This window comes from Chryseobacterium contaminans (assembly GCF_001684955.1).
Lineage (GTDB): Bacteria > Bacteroidota > Bacteroidia > Flavobacteriales > Weeksellaceae > Chryseobacterium > Chryseobacterium contaminans.
This window is the reverse complement of the sequence record NZ_MAYF01000330.1, coordinates 1-19,685: the sequence shown is the minus strand read 5'-3', so window position 1 is coordinate 19,685 and position 19,685 is coordinate 1. Positions and strand designations below refer to the sequence as shown.

General features: G+C 35.1%; 15 protein-coding genes. 9 read left to right on the top strand and 6 right to left on the bottom strand.

From position 1 onward, the window contains the following. Positions 1-796: type IX secretion system protein PorQ (porQ, locus tag BBH99_RS18170; protein WP_066699053.1), on the bottom strand; the 796-nt coding region annotated here is incomplete at its 3' end. Positions 797-964: 168 nt separating this feature from the next. On the opposite strand from porQ, the gene pyrH reads away from it, so the two are divergent. The 3 genes from pyrH to BBH99_RS18155 all read left to right on the top strand — a co-directional run bounded on the left by pyrH (position 965) and on the right by BBH99_RS18155 (position 3,604). Then, positions 965-1,672 carry a UMP kinase gene (gene pyrH / locus BBH99_RS18165; RefSeq protein ID WP_066699051.1) on the top strand — a complete coding sequence of 236 codons (708 nt, stop codon included), beginning with the start codon at positions 965-967 and terminating at the stop codon, positions 1,670-1,672. A gap of 139 nt (positions 1,673-1,811) precedes the next feature. Beyond that, positions 1,812-2,366 (top strand): ribosome recycling factor, encoded by a 555-nt coding sequence (gene frr, locus BBH99_RS18160; protein ID WP_066699048.1) that lies wholly within the window; start codon positions 1,812-1,814, stop codon positions 2,364-2,366. A 173-nt stretch (positions 2,367-2,539) separates the two neighbouring features. After that, positions 2,540-3,604 (top strand): 3-oxoacyl-ACP synthase III family protein, encoded by a 1,065-nt coding sequence (locus tag BBH99_RS18155; RefSeq protein ID WP_066699060.1) that lies wholly within the window; start codon positions 2,540-2,542, stop codon positions 3,602-3,604. A 51-nt stretch (positions 3,605-3,655) separates the two neighbouring features. Here BBH99_RS18155 and BBH99_RS18150 read toward each other — a convergent pair whose 3' ends face one another. The 5 genes from BBH99_RS18150 to BBH99_RS18130 all read right to left on the bottom strand — a co-directional run bounded on the left by BBH99_RS18150 (position 3,656) and on the right by BBH99_RS18130 (position 10,231). After that, positions 3,656-4,453: a hypothetical protein gene (locus BBH99_RS18150; protein WP_066699046.1), complete on the bottom strand. Its 798-nt coding sequence runs from the start codon at positions 4,451-4,453 to the stop codon at positions 3,656-3,658. Positions 4,454-4,714: 261 nt separating this feature from the next. Continuing rightward, positions 4,715-6,172: an LptF/LptG family permease gene (locus BBH99_RS18145; protein WP_066699043.1), complete on the bottom strand. Its 1,458-nt coding sequence runs from the start codon at positions 6,170-6,172 to the stop codon at positions 4,715-4,717. A gap of 108 nt (positions 6,173-6,280) precedes the next feature. Beyond that, positions 6,281-6,928 (bottom strand): LolA family protein, encoded by a 648-nt coding sequence (locus tag BBH99_RS18140; protein ID WP_066699041.1) that lies wholly within the window; start codon positions 6,926-6,928, stop codon positions 6,281-6,283. A 131-nt stretch (positions 6,929-7,059) separates the two neighbouring features. Next, positions 7,060-7,521 carry a hypothetical protein gene (locus tag BBH99_RS18135; RefSeq protein ID WP_066699039.1) on the bottom strand — a complete coding sequence of 154 codons (462 nt, stop codon included), beginning with the start codon at positions 7,519-7,521 and terminating at the stop codon, positions 7,060-7,062. 97 nt (positions 7,522-7,618) lie between these two features. Further along, positions 7,619-10,231, bottom strand: a complete 2,613-nt coding sequence (locus BBH99_RS18130) for an FtsK/SpoIIIE family DNA translocase (protein ID WP_066699037.1) — start codon at positions 10,229-10,231, stop codon at positions 7,619-7,621. Positions 10,232-10,833: 602 nt separating this feature from the next. Between BBH99_RS18130 and BBH99_RS18125 the strand changes: the two genes are divergently transcribed. The 6 genes from BBH99_RS18125 to ccsA all read left to right on the top strand — a co-directional run bounded on the left by BBH99_RS18125 (position 10,834) and on the right by ccsA (position 19,167). Beyond that, entirely contained in the window at positions 10,834-12,519 is a 1,686-nt protein-coding gene (locus tag BBH99_RS18125) for a hypothetical protein (protein ID WP_123873217.1), read from the top strand. Between the two features lie 25 nt (positions 12,520-12,544). Then, entirely contained in the window at positions 12,545-13,045 is a 501-nt protein-coding gene (locus tag BBH99_RS18120; RefSeq protein WP_066699058.1) for a hypothetical protein, read from the top strand. A gap of 205 nt (positions 13,046-13,250) precedes the next feature. Then, a complete protein-coding gene (locus BBH99_RS18115) occupies positions 13,251-13,811 on the top strand; it encodes a cysteine hydrolase family protein (protein WP_066699055.1) in 561 nt (186 codons plus the stop codon). A 70-nt stretch (positions 13,812-13,881) separates the two neighbouring features. Further along, positions 13,882-14,463, top strand: coding sequence for a Crp/Fnr family transcriptional regulator (locus tag BBH99_RS18110; protein WP_066699034.1), 582 nt, complete (start codon positions 13,882-13,884; stop codon positions 14,461-14,463). A gap of 78 nt (positions 14,464-14,541) precedes the next feature. After that, complete coding sequence (locus BBH99_RS18105) at positions 14,542-15,675, top strand: prolyl oligopeptidase family serine peptidase (RefSeq protein WP_123873216.1); 1,134 nt, start codon at positions 14,542-14,544, stop codon at positions 15,673-15,675. 216 nt (positions 15,676-15,891) lie between these two features. After that, positions 15,892-19,167, top strand: a complete 3,276-nt coding sequence (ccsA, locus tag BBH99_RS18100) for a cytochrome c biogenesis protein CcsA (RefSeq protein ID WP_066699028.1) — start codon at positions 15,892-15,894, stop codon at positions 19,165-19,167. Positions 19,168-19,685: the final 518 nt, after the last annotated feature.

Sequence of the window (19,685 nt, the reverse complement as noted above, 5' to 3'; positions counted from 1 at the left end):
ATCTGAAGTTTTTCTCAGGGAATAATTCAGCACCTAATGAGAAGTGATCTGCAATTTTTCTTCCTGCATTCACTTTCTGACCATCTTTATTATATTCAGATGAAATATTAAACTGTTGAAGATCGTGTGCCGTGATAGTAATGGCTAGCGGGAAGTTTTTCAGTATTCTTGTATAGCCTATATCCACTCTGAATGGAAGGTTTTCACGGGTTCCATTGAATGATTTCAGCTGAAAACCAAAGTTTCTAAGCACAAGGGAAAGAACTTCTTTGTTCTTTTTATTATGATACGTAACTCCGGCAGTTCCTGAGATGGCGGAAGAAGTATAGTTGTCTATTTTTGAGGTAACAAAATTTAATCCTCCACCAATGGTCCAGTCTTCTTCAAACTGGTAAGCATATCCGGCACCGATAGCTACATCAGAAGCTTTGTATTCTCCATCCTGAAAACCGCTTTCATCAGTTCTGGGGATACTTCCATAGCTCATATACCTTGCATTGATGGTAGCCATGTGGCCATTTTCAAAGTCTTTGGCATACGCAATGGTTCCGTATTTGGAGTCTGCAAGATAAGCGGTAGCATTTACAGAAAGCTGCTTGTCTGAATCTTTATTTAACAAGGCCGGGTTTGCAATAGCAAAGGAAACATCATAATCTCTTATCGAAATTGCATCTCCACCCAAGGCAGCCTGTCTTGCAGATACAGGTACATTTAAGAACGGATACACATTTGTTCCTGTTTGCGCATAAGAAACAATTCCTGATAGAAATAATGAAAAAATGATAATTTTCTTCAACTCAATTTATAATTAATGCAAAAATAATCCTTTTTCGTACTTTTCAAAATATTTCTTACATTATTTCTAATTAAATATTTTTCTTTTACCAATATTTTTAATGATTATATTTGCAAAGTCAAATTTTGGGGAAACCCACACTAATAAAAAGCTTATTAAAAATAAAAGATGAAATATAAAAGAATCCTTCTGAAACTTAGCGGTGAAGCCTTAATGGGAAACAGACAATACGGTATTGACAACGAAAGACTGCAGGAATATGCTGCAGAGATCAAAAAAGTAGTTGAAAAAGGCTGTGAAGTAGCGATCGTCATTGGAGGAGGAAACATCTTCCGTGGTGTTGCAGGAGCTGCGAAAGGAATGGATAGAGTACAGGGAGATTACATGGGAATGTTAGCAACTGTAATTAACGGTATGGCGCTACAGGGTGCATTGGAGGATGCTGGGATTAAAACAAGACTTCAGTCTGCCATTGAAATGGATAAAGTGGCTGAACCTTTCATCAAAAGAAGAGCAGTAAGACACCTTGAAAAAGGAAGAGTAGTGATCTTTGGTGCAGGAACAGGAAACCCTTATTTTACAACAGACACAGCCGCAACATTAAGAGCAATCGAAATTGGAGCAGATGTCATCCTTAAAGGAACAAGAGTAGACGGTATTTATGACAGTGATCCTGAAAAGAATGCTGATGCAGTAAAATATAATTCATTATCTTTCGACGAAGTATTTGAGAAAAACCTTAAGGTAATGGATATGACTGCCTTTACTTTAAGCCACGAGAATAAATTGCCTATCATTGTATTCGATATGAATAAAGAAGGAAATTTAGTAAAAATTGTGGAGGGAGAAAATGTAGGTACTTTAGTTGATTTGTAATCAGATGATAGGGTAATATATAGATAGTAGGTAGGAGCGGTTTAAAACTACTCATTGCTTATTATTAATTGCTCATCGTTTATTGTTTATCAATCATCATTTATCACTAATGTGTAATTTATCAAACTTTAATATAATAATGGAAGAATTAGATTTAATATTAGAATCTGTAAAACAGGACATGGATGCAGCGGTAAAACACCTTGACCATGCATTTCAAAGAATCAGAGCAGGACGTGCTTCTACAGCGATGGTTCAGGATGTAATGGTTGAATATTACGGAGCAATGACTCCACTTAACCAAGTTGCCAATGTTTCTATTCCAGATGCAATGACCATCTCTATTCAACCTTGGGACAGAACAGCCATCAATGCTATTGAGAAAGCGATCATTAATTCTAACTTAGGTTTTGCACCATCTAATAACGGTGAAAATATTATTCTTAATGTACCACCTTTAACAGAAGAAAGAAGAAAGGAGCTTGCAAAACAGGCTAAAAGTGAAACAGAGCAGACAAAAATTGTAGTAAGAAACGCAAGACAAGATGGTTTGAAAGAACTTAAAAAACTTGAAGGAGTTTCTGAAGATGTTGTGAAAGGGGTGGAAGAAGAAATCCAGACATACACAGATAAATATGTAAAGCTTTGTGATGAGCATCTTAAGACAAAAGAAGCTGAAATTATGAAAGTATAATTTTCAGTTTTTGAAAATACAAAAGAGGATTCCGTTTGGAGTCCTCTTTTTTTGTATAATTTTTTTCGAAAATTAAATAGAATTATCTCTTTCTTATAATATATTGATCAGTATTATCGTTATATTTATTGATTATTCCTGAAAGTATTATAGAACAGGATAACAGCATAAAGATGATGACCAGAATTATTGGCGTGGGGAACTATATCCCGTCCGAAACAATTACCAATTTATTTTTTGACAAGCATATTTTCCTTAACGAGGAAGGAGTCTTATTAAAAGACAATAATGCCTCTATCACAGAAAAATTGAAAAAGATTACAGGCATTGAAGAAAGGAGATATGCCAAGAATACACAAGTGACTTCAGATTTGGGGCTTAAAGCAGCTCAGGCCGCCATAGAAAATGCAGGAATAGATCCGGAAACCTTAGATTATATTATATTCGCTCATAACTTTGGAGATGTTCGGTTTGGAACGGTTCAATCTGATATGGTTCCGAGTCTTGCAGCGCGGGTAAAGCATTTATTAGGAATACGAAATAATTTCTGTGTGGCATATGATGTTTTATTCGGCTGTCCGGGCTGGATTGAAGGAGTAATACAGGCTAATGCATTTATCAGGGCAGGAATTGCTAAGCGATGCCTTGTAATTGGAGCTGAAACGCTTTCTCGTGTTGTGGATATTCATGACAGAGACAGTATGATCTATGCAGATGGTGCAGGAGCCGCTATTTTAGAGGCTAATGACGATGACGAATCTGCTGGAATCAGATCTCACTTATCCGCTTCTTATACCCTTACGGAAAAAGATTATTTATATTTTGGAAAATCTTATAACAATGAGCGGTGTCCGGATACCCGATATATTAAAATGGATGGACGAAAAATCTATGAATTTGCTCTTTTACACGTTCCTGAGGCCATGAAAAAGTGTCTGGATAACAGTGGATATTCAATTGATAGACTGGATAAAATTATAATTCATCAGGCTAATGAAAAAATGGATGAAGCTATTGTTAATAGATTTTATCAGCTCTATAATACTCCGGTTCCGGAGCACATTATGCCTATGGTGATTCATAAATTAGGAAACAGCAGTGTCGCTACCATTCCGTCTCTGCTGGCTATGATTTTAAAGGGTGAGTTGAAAGATCATGAAATCAAAAAAAATGATGTTGTCTTGTTTGCTTCTGTAGGAGCGGGGATGAATATCAATGCTTTTGTTTATCAGTTTTAATAAAAAAGAGACTCCAAATCCGGAGTCTCTTTTTTATATTATCAAGTAATTTTATTTACAGTTTTCGTTGTAATCTGTGATAACTTCTTCCACGATTTGTGGAACATTAGACATCACATCGTCAATCTGACTTTTTATCAATCTGCCAAGACCGGATCTTTTCTTTTCATCATTTTTTAATGAAGCATAAGAGCCGCTGGTCATTTTACCTTTGGCATAGCTGCAGTCTGCAATAATTATTTTAGCTTTAGCTAACGTAAGTTCCTCAATTTTGCCTCCTTTTTTGCTGTAAATATAAGATGGATGTTCTCTCATTCTTTTGGTTTCTGCATCGGCAGCAGCAATCTGGCTCGTTCCGGCTGAAAAGGTGGTAGGATAACCATATAATTTATAGACTTTAATCTTTCCATCTGTTACGATTTCAGCGAATTGAGTACTTTTTGTAAGATTATTGAAAGCTTTGATATTACCGCTTAGACCTCCTGTTGCAGTATTGAATCCTTCTTTGGTATTGGTATATTTAATATTTTCGAAATGTCTTTCATTATTGTTATCATCAACAGCAACATATTCTTTGATGTCATCTGTATCCAATGTTTTGAATTTCTGTTTCTTTTTAGATTTATCAATGTCAGATACGGCAACAAATTTTACTTTCTTTTGATTATCCCAGGGAGATAGGGCATCTCCGTTCAGCCTTACGATCCCTTCGGTTTTTTTACCACTTTTGTCAATGATATAACCATATCTTTCATCATCTCTTAATGAATAATCCGTGTTGTTGTCTTCCTGCGCGTAAGCATTAAAAGAAACCAGTGCAAACAGGCTTAAAGCCAGTACTTTTTTCATATAGTTATCGTTTTATTTTTTGCAAATATAATCTTTTTTGAAAAGTAAAAGGCAGGAAGCTGGAAGAGGGAAGTTATTTTAGGTTATACAACAAAGGAAGTATGTGGAAAGATAATATCTGATTGTAATATTGCATTTCATCCCAGCGAACCTTATTCACTTTTTTGATGGCGTGGCTGATATTAACTTCCAGCTTCCCTCTTCCAGCTTTCAAGAAACAAAAAGGCCCGGATTTTCCGGGCCTTTTTTATTTTCTTGAAATTATTGATATCTCTTATGTTCTTTATTTTTTGAGAATCTCTTTGTAATAGGTTTGAACAGAACTTTGTATTTTTCTGCATCAAATAACTGTGAATCTGTAAGCGCCTTATAAGTCATCCATACTCCAAATGGAAATAAAATGAAATTAGGTAGCCAAGCTGCTAAGTAAGGATTCATTTTACCGCTCCAGGACATATTCTCTACCCCAACATTGATGACATAGAAAATGATGAAGATAACAATTGCAATAATTACAGGAAGTCCCATTCCTCCTTTTCTAATGATAGATCCCAAACTGGCTCCGATCAGGAAGAAAATAAGGCAGGTTACCGAATAAGAGATGTACCTCTGCTGATAAATAACAACCTTACTGAAGTATTTTACATTGGTGCTGAACTCATTCTTTTTAACTTCGAGTGTCGACTTCAGATTTTCAAGTCTGTTATAAGAACTGTAAATCATTTCAAGCTTTTTATCACTCTTTACCGTATCCAGTTTTATCTGGGCTTTTGGTGCTACTTTAGGTTTATTAGCCTGATCCATATAAGCAACCACAGTATTGGTCTGATTTAAAACATCAGTTCCTATGCTTTTAAAGAATAATGCATTTTCTTTTTTACTGATAGCAATTGTTTTATTCAGCTCATTATAGGTCTGGAAACGGTAGTCATCTGTAATCTGTTCTTTTTCAATAGCTTTATTAATGAGTTCACTAATGTCAAAGTGATTTACCAGCGTATCGAATTTAATAGCCTGGTCCGGCTGTTTTTTTCTTACATTTTCTCCCTTTCCAGCAAAATTATCTTCAAATACATATCCATTATATAAGACAAGCTTTAAGAAGTTTTTGTTGGCTGCAGGTACAAACTTTCCTTTTTCAGCAACTACAGATTGTTGGTTTTCATACGTGTTGGCTTTTTTATGAACAAAAACCCCTTCAATATTTTCTCCGTTTTCTCCATATATTTTGTCAAATTTTACCAGATATCCTGGGATCTGGTCAATAAACTGTCCGGGAGTAAAGTTGATTGCTGGTTTTGTTTGTGCAATATTAAAAAGCATATTTTTTGCCTTTCTCTGGAAATCCGGAATAATATTGTTGGAGAAAAAAAACAGCATGATGGCAAGAACTGTGGTAATTCCTAAAAGAGGAGTCATGACCCTTGTAAGAGGAATTCCTGCGGCTTTCATAGCAGCGAGCTCGTAACGTTCTCCAAATTCTCCGAATGACATGATACTTGCCAGAAGAATGGTGAGCGGAAGAACCATACTGATAACATTCACCCCAAGGTAAAAAAGAAGTTTCAGGATTTGCCAATAGCTTAATCCTTTTCCCATAAACTGCCCTAATTGAACCCAGATAATGTTTACAATGAAAATGAAAAACAATACGCTGAATATAAAGAAAAACGGTCCAAAGAAGGTTTTTATGATATATCTGTCTAGTATTTTTAACATGCGCCAAAATTAATCAAAAAGCCGCAAACTTGCGGCTTTTATATTTTGTTATTTTTTTTCTGAAGTGAAATTTCCAAAAAGTGAATTTACCTTTTTGATTTTCAACTTTTAAAGTTCTGTAATGACATAGTTTTTGAACTTGTTTTTGTCAAAAACGAACATATTGGGATCCAGTTCCTGATTTTCTTTGTATTCCTTGATCGCAATTACGGCAACATCTTTATTATTTCCATGTTGTTCCAGTTTCACCATTTGTTTTTTCGCAGAATCTACAAAAAGATAAACAAATCGGATTCCGTTTGCTTTTACCGGAGTAAGTTTAATGAAATCTGCATTTACACCATTTACTGTTTTTTTACCATTATAGGTTACGTTATATTCGTTTCTATAAGTAGTAAGATAATTGATAGGAGAGAACATAGCACTGCTTCCGTTAGGTTTTGCAATGGTTACTTCCATATCATCAGCATTGATGTTATATATTTTATTTCCGTCAAAGATCTGTTCAGTATCCATGATCTTCAGTTTATATTTATCTCCGGCGGTATAATAAATCCCGGGTTCTGTTTTGGTAACCTGCCCGTTCAGCCCACTTCCAAAAGAAAATTTGAAGTAAGAATTCTTTTTAGAATTGTAATTGGCGGTAATGTCATCCAATATTTTTTTAGCTTTTGCGTCTATTTTCTGAGCATTAGCCATTCCTACTGCACCTACTACAAAACTTCCTAATATAACTTTTGAAATAATATTTTTCATTTTTCTTATTTAATAATCTTTAGATAATTTTAAACTTTTAAGGTTAAAGTTTTTTGTTTTTTCCTTTAACTACGCAGATCTTCCAAAAACTGTTCCAAAAAACAGCCTGTATTACAGAACAGGCTTTATGTTTATCTCACTTCTGGTCTTTCGATATATTTATCAAAGTTCTCCGGTAGAATATTTGTTATTGTTAGTTTATTAGAAGTAATGGTAGGTTCAATTTTTATAACTTTAGTGTGTTCATTAATTTCAACCGGATGTTTACTTCTCATATTTACCATATCTATATGAAGAGCCGTAAACTCATGCTTTCCATTTTCTAAATTAACAATAACATATTCTCTTGGTCTTATCTGTCCCAGAGATTTACCATCAAGCCCAATATTTAATCTTGCTGTATTATCCATCTTGTGAAGAACACCGGCCCCATTATAAATAAGCACTTTGCCATTTCCCAAGGTATTATTGTCGATAACATCCAGTTTTACTGAAGTATAGTCACTGGGAACCGATCTTAATGCGCATGAAGATAGGGTTAGGGTACATGCAAGAAGTCCAAGTTTGAAAGTTTGTTGTAATGAAATTTTCATGATTATAGGTTAAGTTGAGTATCATTTTATAATTCCGGGCATATTTAAACAAATATGCCCGGAATTGATTCGTGGTATTAAAAAATTCTGTGATTGATTAGTTTCTTAAGTCTTCAAGAAATTGCTCCAAAGAATGCAGATCACTGATCAGAACCTCTCTTGCCTTAGCTCCATTGAATCCGCCTACGATGCCGCTTGCTTCCAACTGGTCCATAATTCTTCCGGCTCTGTTATAACCTAGTTTCAATTGTCTTTGAAGCATTGAGGTAGATCCCTGCTGGGTAGAAACAATAATTCTTGCTGCTTCTTCAAATAATGCATCTTTTTCATTAGGATCAAAAGCTCCTACCGCAGAACTGTTTGCATCTTCCGAAACATATTCCGGTAGAATGAATGCAGATGAATATCCTTTTTGTTCTCCAATGAATTCTGCAAGTCTTTCCACTTCCGGAGTATCTACAAAAGCACATTGAAGTCTTAATATTTCATTACCATTAAAGTAAAGCATATCTCCTTTACCAATCAGCTGATCTGCTCCGGGAGAATCAAGGATTGTTCTTGAATCTACACTTGAAATTACCCTGAAGGCTGCCCTTGCTGGGAAATTGGCTTTAATCATACCTGTAATTACGTTTACCGATGGTCTTTGTGTTGCAACAATAAGGTGAATACCTACGGCTCTTGCAAGCTGTGCCAATCTTGCAATTGGTAATTCAACCTCTTTTCCGGCAGTCATAATCAAGTCTGCAAACTCATCTACTACCAACACAATATAAGGAAGGAAACGGTGTCCGTTTTCTGGGTTTAATTTTCTTTCCGCAAACTTCTTGTTGTATTCTTTAAGGTTTTTACAGAATGCATTTTTAAGAAGGTCATATCTGGTATCCATCTCAATACACAGAGAGTTCAGGGTATTGATTACTTTGTTGGTATCTGTGATGATTGCTTCTTCAGCATCCGGTAATTTAGCTAAATAATGTCTTTCAATTTTTGAATATAAAGAAAGTTCCACTTTTTTAGGGTCAACCATCACGAATTTCAGTTCACTTGGATGTTTCTTGTAGAGTAGGGAAGTAAGGATGGCATTAATCCCAACCGATTTACCTTGACCTGTTGCTCCCGCCATTAGCAAGTGAGGCATTTTTGAAAGGTCGGCCATAAAGATCTCGTTGGAAATTGTTTTTCCGAAAACCACCGGAAGATCCATATCCGTATTCTGGAATTTCTGAGACGCAATTACAGAGCGCATAGAAACCATGGTAGGATTTTTTCTCGGAACTTCAATACCAATGGTTCCTTTTCCTGGCATTGGAGCAATAATTCTAATTCCCAGTGCAGAAAGGTTCAATGCAATATCATCCTGTAACTTTTTAATTGCTGCAACACGGATTCCCGCTTCCGGTACAATTTCGTATAGGGTAACCGTTGGACCGATAGTTGCTTTAATTTCCGCAATTCCTACATTGAAGTTTTTAAGAAGACCTACAATTTTATTTTTATTTTCTTCCAGCTCTTCTTTATTAATGGAAATCTCTTCACTGCCATAATCTTTTAATAACTCAACAGGTGGCATCTGGAAATTAGCCAGATCTAATTTATGATCATACAAACCATGTTTTTCTACAAGCTCCTGAGATTTTTTTTCAGAATCATCCAGAACATCAATTACCGGAGCTACTTCTACATTAAACTTAATGTTTTCCTGTGCAGGTGAAGATGTTGCAGGAACTACAGGTGCTGGAGTAGAAATAGGAATCGAAATTGCAGGATTCATATCAAAAGCTTCTTCAGGGCTTGAAATCGGAACCGTTGGTTTTGTAGAAAGATTCAGGCTTACAGGCTGAGCAGCTTCCTTTGTTTCATTGTCAAATGATGTATGATTAGGAGTTGTAATGGTTTCAATATTACTTGTTGCCGGCACTTCAGGAAATCCTTTTGGAATATTTACCGTTTCAGGTTCCTTAAATTTATTAACTGAGCTATTGGACGAAGAGTTGGTAATATCACTTACAGTAACATTAGGTGAAATTTCTTCTTCGACCGCTGTTTCGTCAATTTCTTCTTTTAATTCCTCATCAGCCTCAAAATCTTCATTAGAATCAGGCATCATTGATTTTACTTTTCCAATAGTATTTTCATTGATCTTATTTAATTTTGCCTTGATAGAACTTGGACGAAGATTAAATTCAAGAATGAAATATAAAAGAATACTTGCAGCCAATACAGTCCATAGTCCTACAGATCCGATAATTGCATTTAAGTAATCCATGATCTGATATCCGTAAACACCTCCAAGAACACCTTGTCCTTTGGTAAGTGCTCCCATAAATATAGGAAGCCAGCAGATGAAAAACAGAGAATGACCAATTGTTTTCCATGGTTTAAAGATTTTCTTTTTTAAGATCAGGGTTCCAACAACTAAAAATAAAAATGCTATAATAAATGAGGCTATACCGATGCTTTCAAATATGAAAATGTTTCCCAACCAGTCTCCGGCCTTCCCGAAAATGTTTGAAGACTTTATACTTTTGTCCAGCATAGTTCCTGCCTGGCTCTGATCTGCTTTCCAGTTCATTAAATAGGAAATGAATGAGAGGGCGAGAACAGCGGAGAACAGTATAAAAGTTAGCCCGAAAAATATACGGGGCTTAGATAAAATTCGGCCTTTTTCAGGCGATTCAGTCGGTTTTTTTTGTGTCTTTTTATCCATAAATATCAATGAGGCAAATTTAATGTTTTTTCAATACGAAAAAGAATCTTTTTTCTTCAAAAAACATTTTGTAGTACCACTTTTTACTGCGATTGTTTTAAGTTGATTTTAAAAATAATTTGTGCTATAAATATTGGCTGAAATAAAAATAAGGTTATTTTTTTTGTTTATCCAAATACAGAGCTGTTAAATTATATTAATTGATCTGTATTTCATGATTAAAGACTTAAAAAGGAAATTGATTTTTAATTTAATACATCTATAAAATTAGAAAAAGCAAGAATAATTTTTTTTGTGATTATTTATATATTTTTAATCTGTAATGCAGATTTTTAAATGGATATATTAGAATAGTAAACAAAAGTTATCTCTATTTGAAATAATTTTCGATAGCTGAATTGGTGAAAATTTTTCATATATTTGTGATGTATTTAGAATTAATAAGGTTGTTTTATTGTCTGAAGGATATTCTATCTTGCAAAGAATAATTTTATAAATATTCATTTTTAATCAGTTTCCATATTCCATTTTTCTTAATGAGCCAGTAATTCTTATTGAGTTGGCTGGTATTAAAAACAGATATAAACTTTAAAAATACATCAATGAGAAAGCAGTTATTTTTTGTATTCTTGTTGGGTAATTGTACACTATGGGCACAGTCTCCGGGCGGAGTTTCCAATAATTTGCAGATATGGGTAAGAGCCGATGCGGGTACAGCTACAACAACAGATAATACGCAGGTTTCCATCTGGGAAAATCAAAAAAACGGTGGAGTAAACGGAATTGCCAATCAAGGAATGCCAGGTTATTATGCAGATCCCGGAGTGGGAGCAAGACCTGTTTACCGTTCTGCAACCTCAATTCCAAGCTTCAATTTTAATCCTGTAATAGAAATTGTAAGTACCAATGGCTATAGATCCGGATACAAATTTCCGTCTGGTTTTCCAGATAATACAACAAAGTCACTTACATCATATACTCATCTCACAAGAACTGCATCGGCTACTTACAGAACCGTTTTTGTGATGAATGGTACAGCTCAGAGTTCTAATCCTACAGCTATTGCAGGAGTCTGGCAGTCTCCGTTTTTTGGAACAAGAACCAATCGTCCTGAATTTTATAATGAAAAAGAATATGGAGATGTATTTTTCGGAACAGATATTATCAATACAATAGGAAGCAATGTACCCAGTATTCAGTCATATTATAATACGATTGTAGGTGCCAATGTGAAATACTTTTTTGATAATAACGGACTTACTTATGGTGGTCCTTCTAATGATGTATCTTCTACGGTTAACTATCCGGGAATGGTTCTTTTAATGGATAATGATGGCGGATCAGGTTCAACTTCCCTGGCTGGAGACAGAATAGGAGAGTTTATTCTGTATTCGGAAACACAAACTCCAATAGAAAGGCAGAGAGTAAATTCTTATCTTGGTATTAAGTACGGAATTACTTTACAGCAACCTCAGAATTATCTCAATTCCGAGGAAACTGTGGTATGGAACTCTGGATTAAATACTGTTTTTAATAATAATATTTTTGGAATAGCGAGGGATGATATGTCGGTTTTAAGTCAAAGAGTAAGCAACAGTATTAATGAAGAGAATAATATTATGCTTACACTGGCTACATCAAATAATTTTATTTTACCCAGCGCTGATGTCAGCAGAACTGTTTTTTCTCAGGACAAAACTTTTTTGATGACAGGTGATAATAATGTTCAGGCTCTTTCTTTAATTAATTATGGCACTTCAGGAAAGATTATTCAAAGAAGCTGGTTTGCGCAAAAAACGAATGATACGGGATTGGTTTGGCTCCAGGCAGATCTTTCAAGATACACAGACATATTGCCGACAGATAAGATTTTTATGCTGGTTGCAGATGATGCAGGATTTACTCAGAACATAAAAACGATTGCAGCCACTAGTTTTGTAAATGGCAAAGCTGTATTTAATTATTTATTTCCAGGCGATCAGTATTTTACGTTTGGAACCAATCTTCAAACCTATTGTACTAAAGATGCCGCTACAGGAACACCTAACGGTATTACAAAATTTGGAATTACAGGTCATGACGGACTACAGCCCAATTGGCCGGCCACTATCCCTAATGGATTTATTGCCCTTGAATCTACCAATAAAGGTTTTGTTATCACCAGAACTACAGCTGCCAATATAGCTGTCCCAGTAGAAGGAATGTTGATTTTTGATACTGCCGATAATTGCTTCAAGTTATACAATGGAACTTCATGGAATTGCATTGCAAGATCTTGTAATGAATAGCCGTTTACATTTAAAAATTAAAACAATGAAAAATATACTATTACTCACAGGATTTTTGTTTTCCGGGTTTCTGTTTGCGCAAGTTGGTATTGGTAAGGAATCTGTAGATGGAGACGGAATTCTCGATTTTGCCCCGAATACAACCAATGGTATCATGCTTCCCATTGTAGAAACTCTTCCGAATGATGCTGTAGCTGGCACTATTCTGATGGATAAAAATGATAAGATTATAAAAATGAAAGATAGTTCCGGCTGGGTTCTCCTTAGTGACGTTGGTTCCGTTAATAATGCTACCTTTAATACTAATGCTGAAGTTCCCGGACCGAACAGGGTAATTATTGGTAACTCAACAACAGCTGTTCCTGGAGTATTGGTATTGGAATCAGCTGATAAAGCTTTGGTATTGCCCAAAATAGCAGATCCTCATATTAATGTTAAAAACCCATATCCAGGAATGATCTGTTATGATACAGTGAGTAAAACCATGGCTGTATTTGACGGACTGAAATGGAGTTATTGGAAATAAGATAAAGTAAAAAACCGAAGAAAATTCTTCGGTTTTTATTTTGTAATGAATATCCTTTTTTGAACTAGTTCAAATGCCAGGTGTATAAAGCTTACTAGTTTTGTCTCATAAAAAAGAATCAATGAAAAATCTATTGAAAAGCACTTTGACTTTATGCCTGTGTTTATTATCACTCGTGTCAATTAACGCACAACAAAAAAGAAAAATGGAAAAAACAGCATTATTAATCATCGATGTACAAAACGATTATTTCCCTGGAGGAAAAATGACGTTGGAAGGAGCTGAGCTGGCCGGCACAAATACTCAACAGGTATTAGAATATTTCAGGAAAAATAAACTCCCTGTAATTCATATTCGTCATATTTCAACCAATGAGGGAGCAACTTTCTTCCTACCGGGAACTTCGGGAGCCGAAATTCATTCACTGGTTTCTCCTTTGGCTGGTGAAAAGGTGATTGAAAAGCATTTTCCCAATAGTTTCAGAGAAACGGATCTGTTAAAATATCTCCAGTCGGAAAATATTAAAGATCTGGTTATTACCGGAATGATGACAGATGTTTGTGTTGAATCTACCACAAGAGCTTCTTTTGATTTTGGATTTAATAATATGATTATTGGGGATGCTACAGCTACAAGAGATAGGGAACTTAATGGACGGACTGTAAAAGCATCAGAAGTGCAAAAGTCCTTTTTAGCAGGAATCTCTGCATTGGGTGGTCTTTATGCAAAAATCGTAAATACAAAAGATTTCTTAAAAGAGAAATAAAAAATAACCACCTTATCAGACCATAAAGATATCAGAAATATTGATATCTTTATTTTTGTTAAATAATACCATGCTGAATCTGCTTTACCAAAATATAAGCCGTTATATTCATCTTTCCAAGGAAGAATTTGATCAGTTTTCTAAACCTTTCCAGTTAAAAAGTTTTAAAAAGAAAGAAACTGTTCTGAAAGAAGGAGACTATTGCCTTTTTGAAGGATTTGTCCTGAATGGATGTTTTAAAATTTATTATCTGAATGAAGATGGTTTTGAACAGACCTTGTATTTTGCAATAGAAGGGTGGTGGATTACGGATATTGATAGTCTTCTCAATGATGTTCCCAGTATTTTAAATATTGAAGCCCTTATGGATAGTGAAGTCCTGTTAATCTCAAAAAAAGATAAGGAAGCGCTTTATGAAGCCATGCCTCAGATCGAAAAGCTTTTTAGAATTATGAATCAGCGGTCATCAGTAGCATTGCAGAGAAGAATTCTTTCTTTAACAGGTAAAACGGCAGATAAACGTTATCTTGAATTTCTGGAAAAATACCCAGGACTTGAACAAAAGCTTACCCAGCAACAGGTGGCCTCTTATCTTGGAATTACCCATGAATTTTTAAGTAAAATAAGAAAACGGATTTTATTGGGGAAATAAAGAAATAACCTGTTGTATTTCAATGTTCTCTGATGAAAATATTTGAATATGATTGCTTATTTTTGAAATAAAAATAACATGAAAATTCTATTATTATCTTGTCTGGTATGCTTCTCGGGTGCATTTTCACAGTCTTATGAAGCTATAATGAAGGAGGCTTCAACAAATTTAAAAGCAAAAGAATACTGTGCGGCCCTTTCAAATTTTAAAGAAGCATTTGCCTTACAAACAGAAATCGGAATTTATGATTATGTAAGTGCTGCTTCTGCTGCGGCCAATTGCAATGATACGGAAACAGCCATTGAATGGCTTAAAAAAGGATATAAGCTTGGCCTAGGAAAAAAGAGAGATGAAGTAACTTTCCTGCAAACCAATGAACGATTTAAAAACCTTAGTCTGAATGTTGAGTTCAAACAGCTTTTGTCAGCTATGGAAAATAAGCTGGCTCAAACAGAAAAACTTAAAAAGCAGGAAAAAGAACATTGGAACCAGGAAATTATTAAAAATCAGATCACAGAAAGCGTGCCTTTTAATCAGGCAGCATCGGGCTTTGCTCTGTATTTTACAGAAACAGAAGGGTTGAAAGTTCCTTATGTGGTTTTTGTTCCGAAAAAGTATCAATTTTCAAAACCAGTAAAAGTTATTTTCTTTCTTCATGGAGGAGTTAATTCTGTTAATGAATTTTATTACCAAAATCCAGATGTAAAAAAAGAACCTATTTTTTCTGTGGGAGATCACTTCAACGCTATAGTTGTTTATCCCTTTGCTAAAAAAGATTTTGGCTGGATGAACCAACAGAAAGCATTTGAAAATATTTTTACAATTCTGAATGATGTTGAAAAAAAATACAATGTAGATAAAAATAAAATCTATTTGGGAGGAATGTCTAATGGGGGAACTGCAACCTTTTGGTTTGCATCCCAAAAAGAAACTCCGTTTAAAGCGTTTTATGCCTTTGCACCCAATCCGGTTTTAAATATTGGAGCTATCCCATTTGAAAATATTACAAAAGATCATCCATTGTACACCATCAATGCAAAAGATGATTATGTATTTGGCTATAATGATGTCTTGAAAATTTATAATGATAATAAATCTAAAGCAAAAGGGTGGAAGTTTCAGACCATAGAAACTGGTTCACATGAGTTTATCTATAAGCCGGAGATCAGTAAAGAGCTTTTAACAAGTTTTTTCTCTGAAGTTTTAAGATAAAAAACAATAGCCAGACATAGAAGTCTTCAATTGTTGATATAGGTATTATTAATCCTGATTTTTTCGGTGTTAGAAATTGATTTTTTCATAATAACTCTAATATTATTAAGAATGATTCAAAATAAGAAAAACGGGGGCTAAAATGACAAAAAACAGCTTTTTTTCAGTGCTTTATGGTTTATCATCCTTATTTTTGCATGTCAAGTATATATCAACATGAAGAAGCTCCAGGATATTATTATCTCAACCAGGACAATGGCTGTATTGTTACTGGTTTATGCATTCGCAATGGCCTATGCAACGTTCTTAGAAAACGACTACGGAACTCCTACAGCAAAAGCATTAATTTATGAGGCGAAATGGTTTGAACTCATCATGGTGCTGCTTATCGTTAACTTCATAGGAAATATCGGAAGATACAGACTATGGAAAAAGGATAAATGGCCGGTTTTGGTTTTCCACCTTGCCTTTGTTTTCATTTTCATTGGTGGCGCCATCACAAGATACATCAGTTTTGAAGGAACGATGCACATCAGAGAAGGGGAAACCTCCAACGAAATTGTAACGGATAAAAATTTCCTTAAAATCCAGATCGAGGAAAAAGGAGATGTTCTAAACTATCAGGATATTCCTTACCTGATGTCTCCGCTTCACAAAGATCTTAATGCTACTTATGACTTTCACGGAAAAGAAGTAAAAGTCCTTGCAAAAGAATATATCCAAAGAAAAAAAGACAGCTTATTGGCTGAACCTAACGGAACTGAATATCTTCACTTAGTTTCAACAGGAAAAACTGGAAGACAGAATATTTATATCAAAGCTGGTGATACAAAATCAATCAACGGAACTTTGGTAACATTCAACAGAGCGATTGATGGCGCTGTAGAATTCAAAAATGAAGGCGGTAAATTATTCATCAAAACTCCGGTAGATGCAAGTTACATGACCATGGCAACTCAGGCTACAGGAAACACTGTAAAAGATGAATTCCAGCCTTTGGCATTGAGAAGTTTATACACCATCAATGAATTAAAACTTGTAGTGCCTGAAGGTCTTAAAAAAGGGAAACTGATGGCTATTGAAGGCGACAGAAAGAAAGATGCCAACGTGCCGGATATGCTTCAGATTGAACTACAGGGACCAAAAACAAAGCAATTGGTTGATCTTTCCGTTGAAAAAGGAAACCCAAATGCTTACAAGCAAATTACTATGGACGGGTTGAACATTATGGTTGGATTTGGACCAAAAGTGTACAATACTCCTTTCGCGTTGAAATTAGATGATTTTGTGATGGAAACGTATCCTGGAAGTAACTCTCCAAGTGCTTACGAAAGCCACGTAAAAATTGTTGATGAAGGAAAAGAAACCCCTTATAAAATCTATATGAACCACGTTCTGAATTATAAAGGTTACCGTTTCTTCCAGTCAAGCTTTGATCCGGACAGAATGGGAACTGTATTATCTGTAAACCACGATTACTGGGGAACTTTAATTTCTTACATCGGATACGGTCTTTTATTCTTAGGAATGTTTGTGATCTTCTTCTGGAAAGGAACACACTTCTGGAAATTAAATAAAATGCTGAAAGATGTTAATAAAAAGAAAGCTGCGGCAGTACTTTTATTGTTCTTAAGCTTAGGGCTGAATGCTCAGAAAATTGAAACACACGGAACTACTGACGGAAGTAGGGAACATGTACACGTAGAAGGTGACGGACATACACACGCTGCTCCTGCTCCTGAAGCTAAAGCATCTCAGGACAGCGAAACCAAACAGAATTCATTAGCCTCTCCAATGGGAAAAATGAGAACCATTTCAGCTGATGAAATCATTGGTAGAAACAAAATCAGCAAAGAACATGCGGAGAAATTCGGTTACCTTTTGGTTCAGAACTTTGAAGGTAGAATTATCCCGATGAACACACAGGCTTTAGAGGTTTTAAGAAAACTTTACAAGCACGATACTTTTAAAGGAACAGACGGAAAGTCTCTTGATGCTAACCAGTGGTTCCTTTCTATCAATACAGATACGGAAAGCTGGACTTCAGTTCCTTTAATCAAAGTTGATGAAAAAGGAGGTAAAGCACTTCTTGAAAAAACAAAAGCGAATGAAGATGGTTATACTTCTTTATTGAATTTATTCCCGGTAGATAAGAGAACAGGAATGTTAACTTATATTCTGGAAAAAGACTACAATACAGCTTTTGCTAAAAAACCGGCTGACCAGTCTGAATACGACAAGCAAGTAATTAAACTTAATGAAAGAGTTCAAATCTTCAACGAATTTTTCAGTGGTCAGTTCTTAAGAATTGTTCCTGTAAAAAATGATGCTAATCACACTTGGCACTCATGGCTGGATCAGAAATTTGAACCGGACATGGAGTCTCAGCAGGTAATGGGACCTTACTTTTCAGAAGTAATCGGAGCGCAAAGATCCGGAGACTGGAGTAAAGCAGATGCTGAATTGGTGAAACTTTCAGACTATCAGAAAAAATGGGGGAAAGCTGTAATTCCAGACCAATCTAAGATAGATCTTGAAGTATTCATGAATAATGTGAATATCAACTTCAAATTATTGATTTTCTATACGATTATCGGAGGACTTCTTTTAATACTAGGTTTTGTTGAGCTGTTCAAACCTAATAAAACTTTAAATAAGGTAATTAAAGTTATCATCGGTATTGGGGCAATAGGATATGTATTCCACTTCCTGGGTCTTATCGCAAGATGGTATATTTCAGGACACGCACCTTGGAGTAACGGATATGAAGCGATTATCTTCATCTCATGGGTAGGTATTTCAGCTGGTTTTGCATTGTATAGAAACGCAAATGCTTTGATTCCTGCATCAGGATTCATGGTAGCAGTAATTATGATGGGATTTGCACACGGAGGTTCAGCACTTGATCCACAGATCACGCCGCTGGTTCCGGTATTGAAGTCTTACTGGTTGATTGTTCACGTAGCAATTATTGTATCTAGTTATGGTTTCTTTGCCCTATCAATGATTATTGCCGTGCTATCCTTGGTATTCTATATTATTTCAAGCAAAGAAACTTATAAAATTCACCACGATACAACCTTAAAAGAATTGGTAATTGTTTCTGAAATGTCATTAACAATTGGACTTTTTGCTTTAACGGTAGGAAATTTCCTAGGAGGTATTTGGGCGAACGAATCATGGGGTAGATACTGGAGCTGGGACCCGAAAGAAACTTGGGCTTTTATTTCCATTATGGTGTACGCTTTCGTATTGCACATGAGATTAGTTCCTGGATTAAGAAGCAGATGGGCATTCCACGTAGCAACCATGTTTGCTTTCTGTTCAATGGTAATGACTTACTTTGGAGTAAATTACTACCTGAGCGGACTTCACTCTTACGCAGCGGGAGATCCGGTACCAGTACCAGCTTGGGTATACATCGGAATCGCTACAATGATTACTCTAGCTACTGTTTCTTATGTCAAGTTTAAAGCTTTAACAAAGAAATAATCTTTTAAAACATATAATTTAAATCCCGGAATTGACTTCCGGGATTTTTTTGTGGCTAATTAAAACGAGAAGATATTTTCTTTGAGGTTCATATTGAGAATAGCTAGAATTTACTAAGGCTAAATAGCGCTTCAATAACTAAAAAACAAAAATTTTTAACCACGGATTTTCACAGATGATTGTATATAAAAAGCACCATAATTTTTTTAAAAAAGAATGATTTGGAATAATATTAAAGCGCAAACATCTGTGGAAAATCTGTGGTTGTATAAATCCTATTGTTCAGCAAAGCATGATCCTTAGCTAAGTGAAACATCTCTGCCATCTTCTTCATAATATTTCATAAACTCTTAGCGAATATTGCATTTATATCTTTTGATCTCCGCTCATAATTACTGTAAAAAATTATAATCACAGACCTTGTTTCACGAATTCTGAATTCCATTCTCTTCAAAAAATCAAAATTTATCATTCAGAATCCAAAAATTACTGCTACCTTTATGATATCAAAATAATAT

What these genes read in the sequence shown, in the direction of transcription:
- pyrH (WP_066699051.1), top strand. Translation starts at nt 965, where the DNA reads ATGAAATATAAAAGAATCCTTCTGAAACTTAGCGGTGAAGCCTTAATG.
- frr (WP_066699048.1), top strand. Translation starts at nt 1,812, where the DNA reads ATGGAAGAATTAGATTTAATATTAGAATCTGTAAAACAGGACATGGAT.
- BBH99_RS18155 (WP_066699060.1), top strand. Translation starts at nt 2,540, where the DNA reads ATGATGACCAGAATTATTGGCGTGGGGAACTATATCCCGTCCGAAACA.
- BBH99_RS18150 (WP_066699046.1), bottom strand. Translation starts at nt 4,453, where the DNA reads ATGAAAAAAGTACTGGCTTTAAGCCTGTTTGCACTGGTTTCTTTTAAT.
- BBH99_RS18145 (WP_066699043.1), bottom strand. Translation starts at nt 6,172, where the DNA reads ATGTTAAAAATACTAGACAGATATATCATAAAAACCTTCTTTGGACCG.
- BBH99_RS18140 (WP_066699041.1), bottom strand. Translation starts at nt 6,928, where the DNA reads ATGAAAAATATTATTTCAAAAGTTATATTAGGAAGTTTTGTAGTAGGT.
- BBH99_RS18135 (WP_066699039.1), bottom strand. Translation starts at nt 7,521, where the DNA reads ATGAAAATTTCATTACAACAAACTTTCAAACTTGGACTTCTTGCATGT.
- BBH99_RS18130 (WP_066699037.1), bottom strand. Translation starts at nt 10,231, where the DNA reads ATGGATAAAAAGACACAAAAAAAACCGACTGAATCGCCTGAAAAAGGC.
- BBH99_RS18125 (WP_123873217.1), top strand. Translation starts at nt 10,834, where the DNA reads ATGAGAAAGCAGTTATTTTTTGTATTCTTGTTGGGTAATTGTACACTA.
- BBH99_RS18120 (WP_066699058.1), top strand. Translation starts at nt 12,545, where the DNA reads ATGAAAAATATACTATTACTCACAGGATTTTTGTTTTCCGGGTTTCTG.
- BBH99_RS18115 (WP_066699055.1), top strand. Translation starts at nt 13,251, where the DNA reads ATGGAAAAAACAGCATTATTAATCATCGATGTACAAAACGATTATTTC.
- BBH99_RS18110 (WP_066699034.1), top strand. Translation starts at nt 13,882, where the DNA reads ATGCTGAATCTGCTTTACCAAAATATAAGCCGTTATATTCATCTTTCC.
- BBH99_RS18105 (WP_123873216.1), top strand. Translation starts at nt 14,542, where the DNA reads ATGAAAATTCTATTATTATCTTGTCTGGTATGCTTCTCGGGTGCATTT.
- ccsA (WP_066699028.1), top strand. Translation starts at nt 15,892, where the DNA reads ATGAAGAAGCTCCAGGATATTATTATCTCAACCAGGACAATGGCTGTA.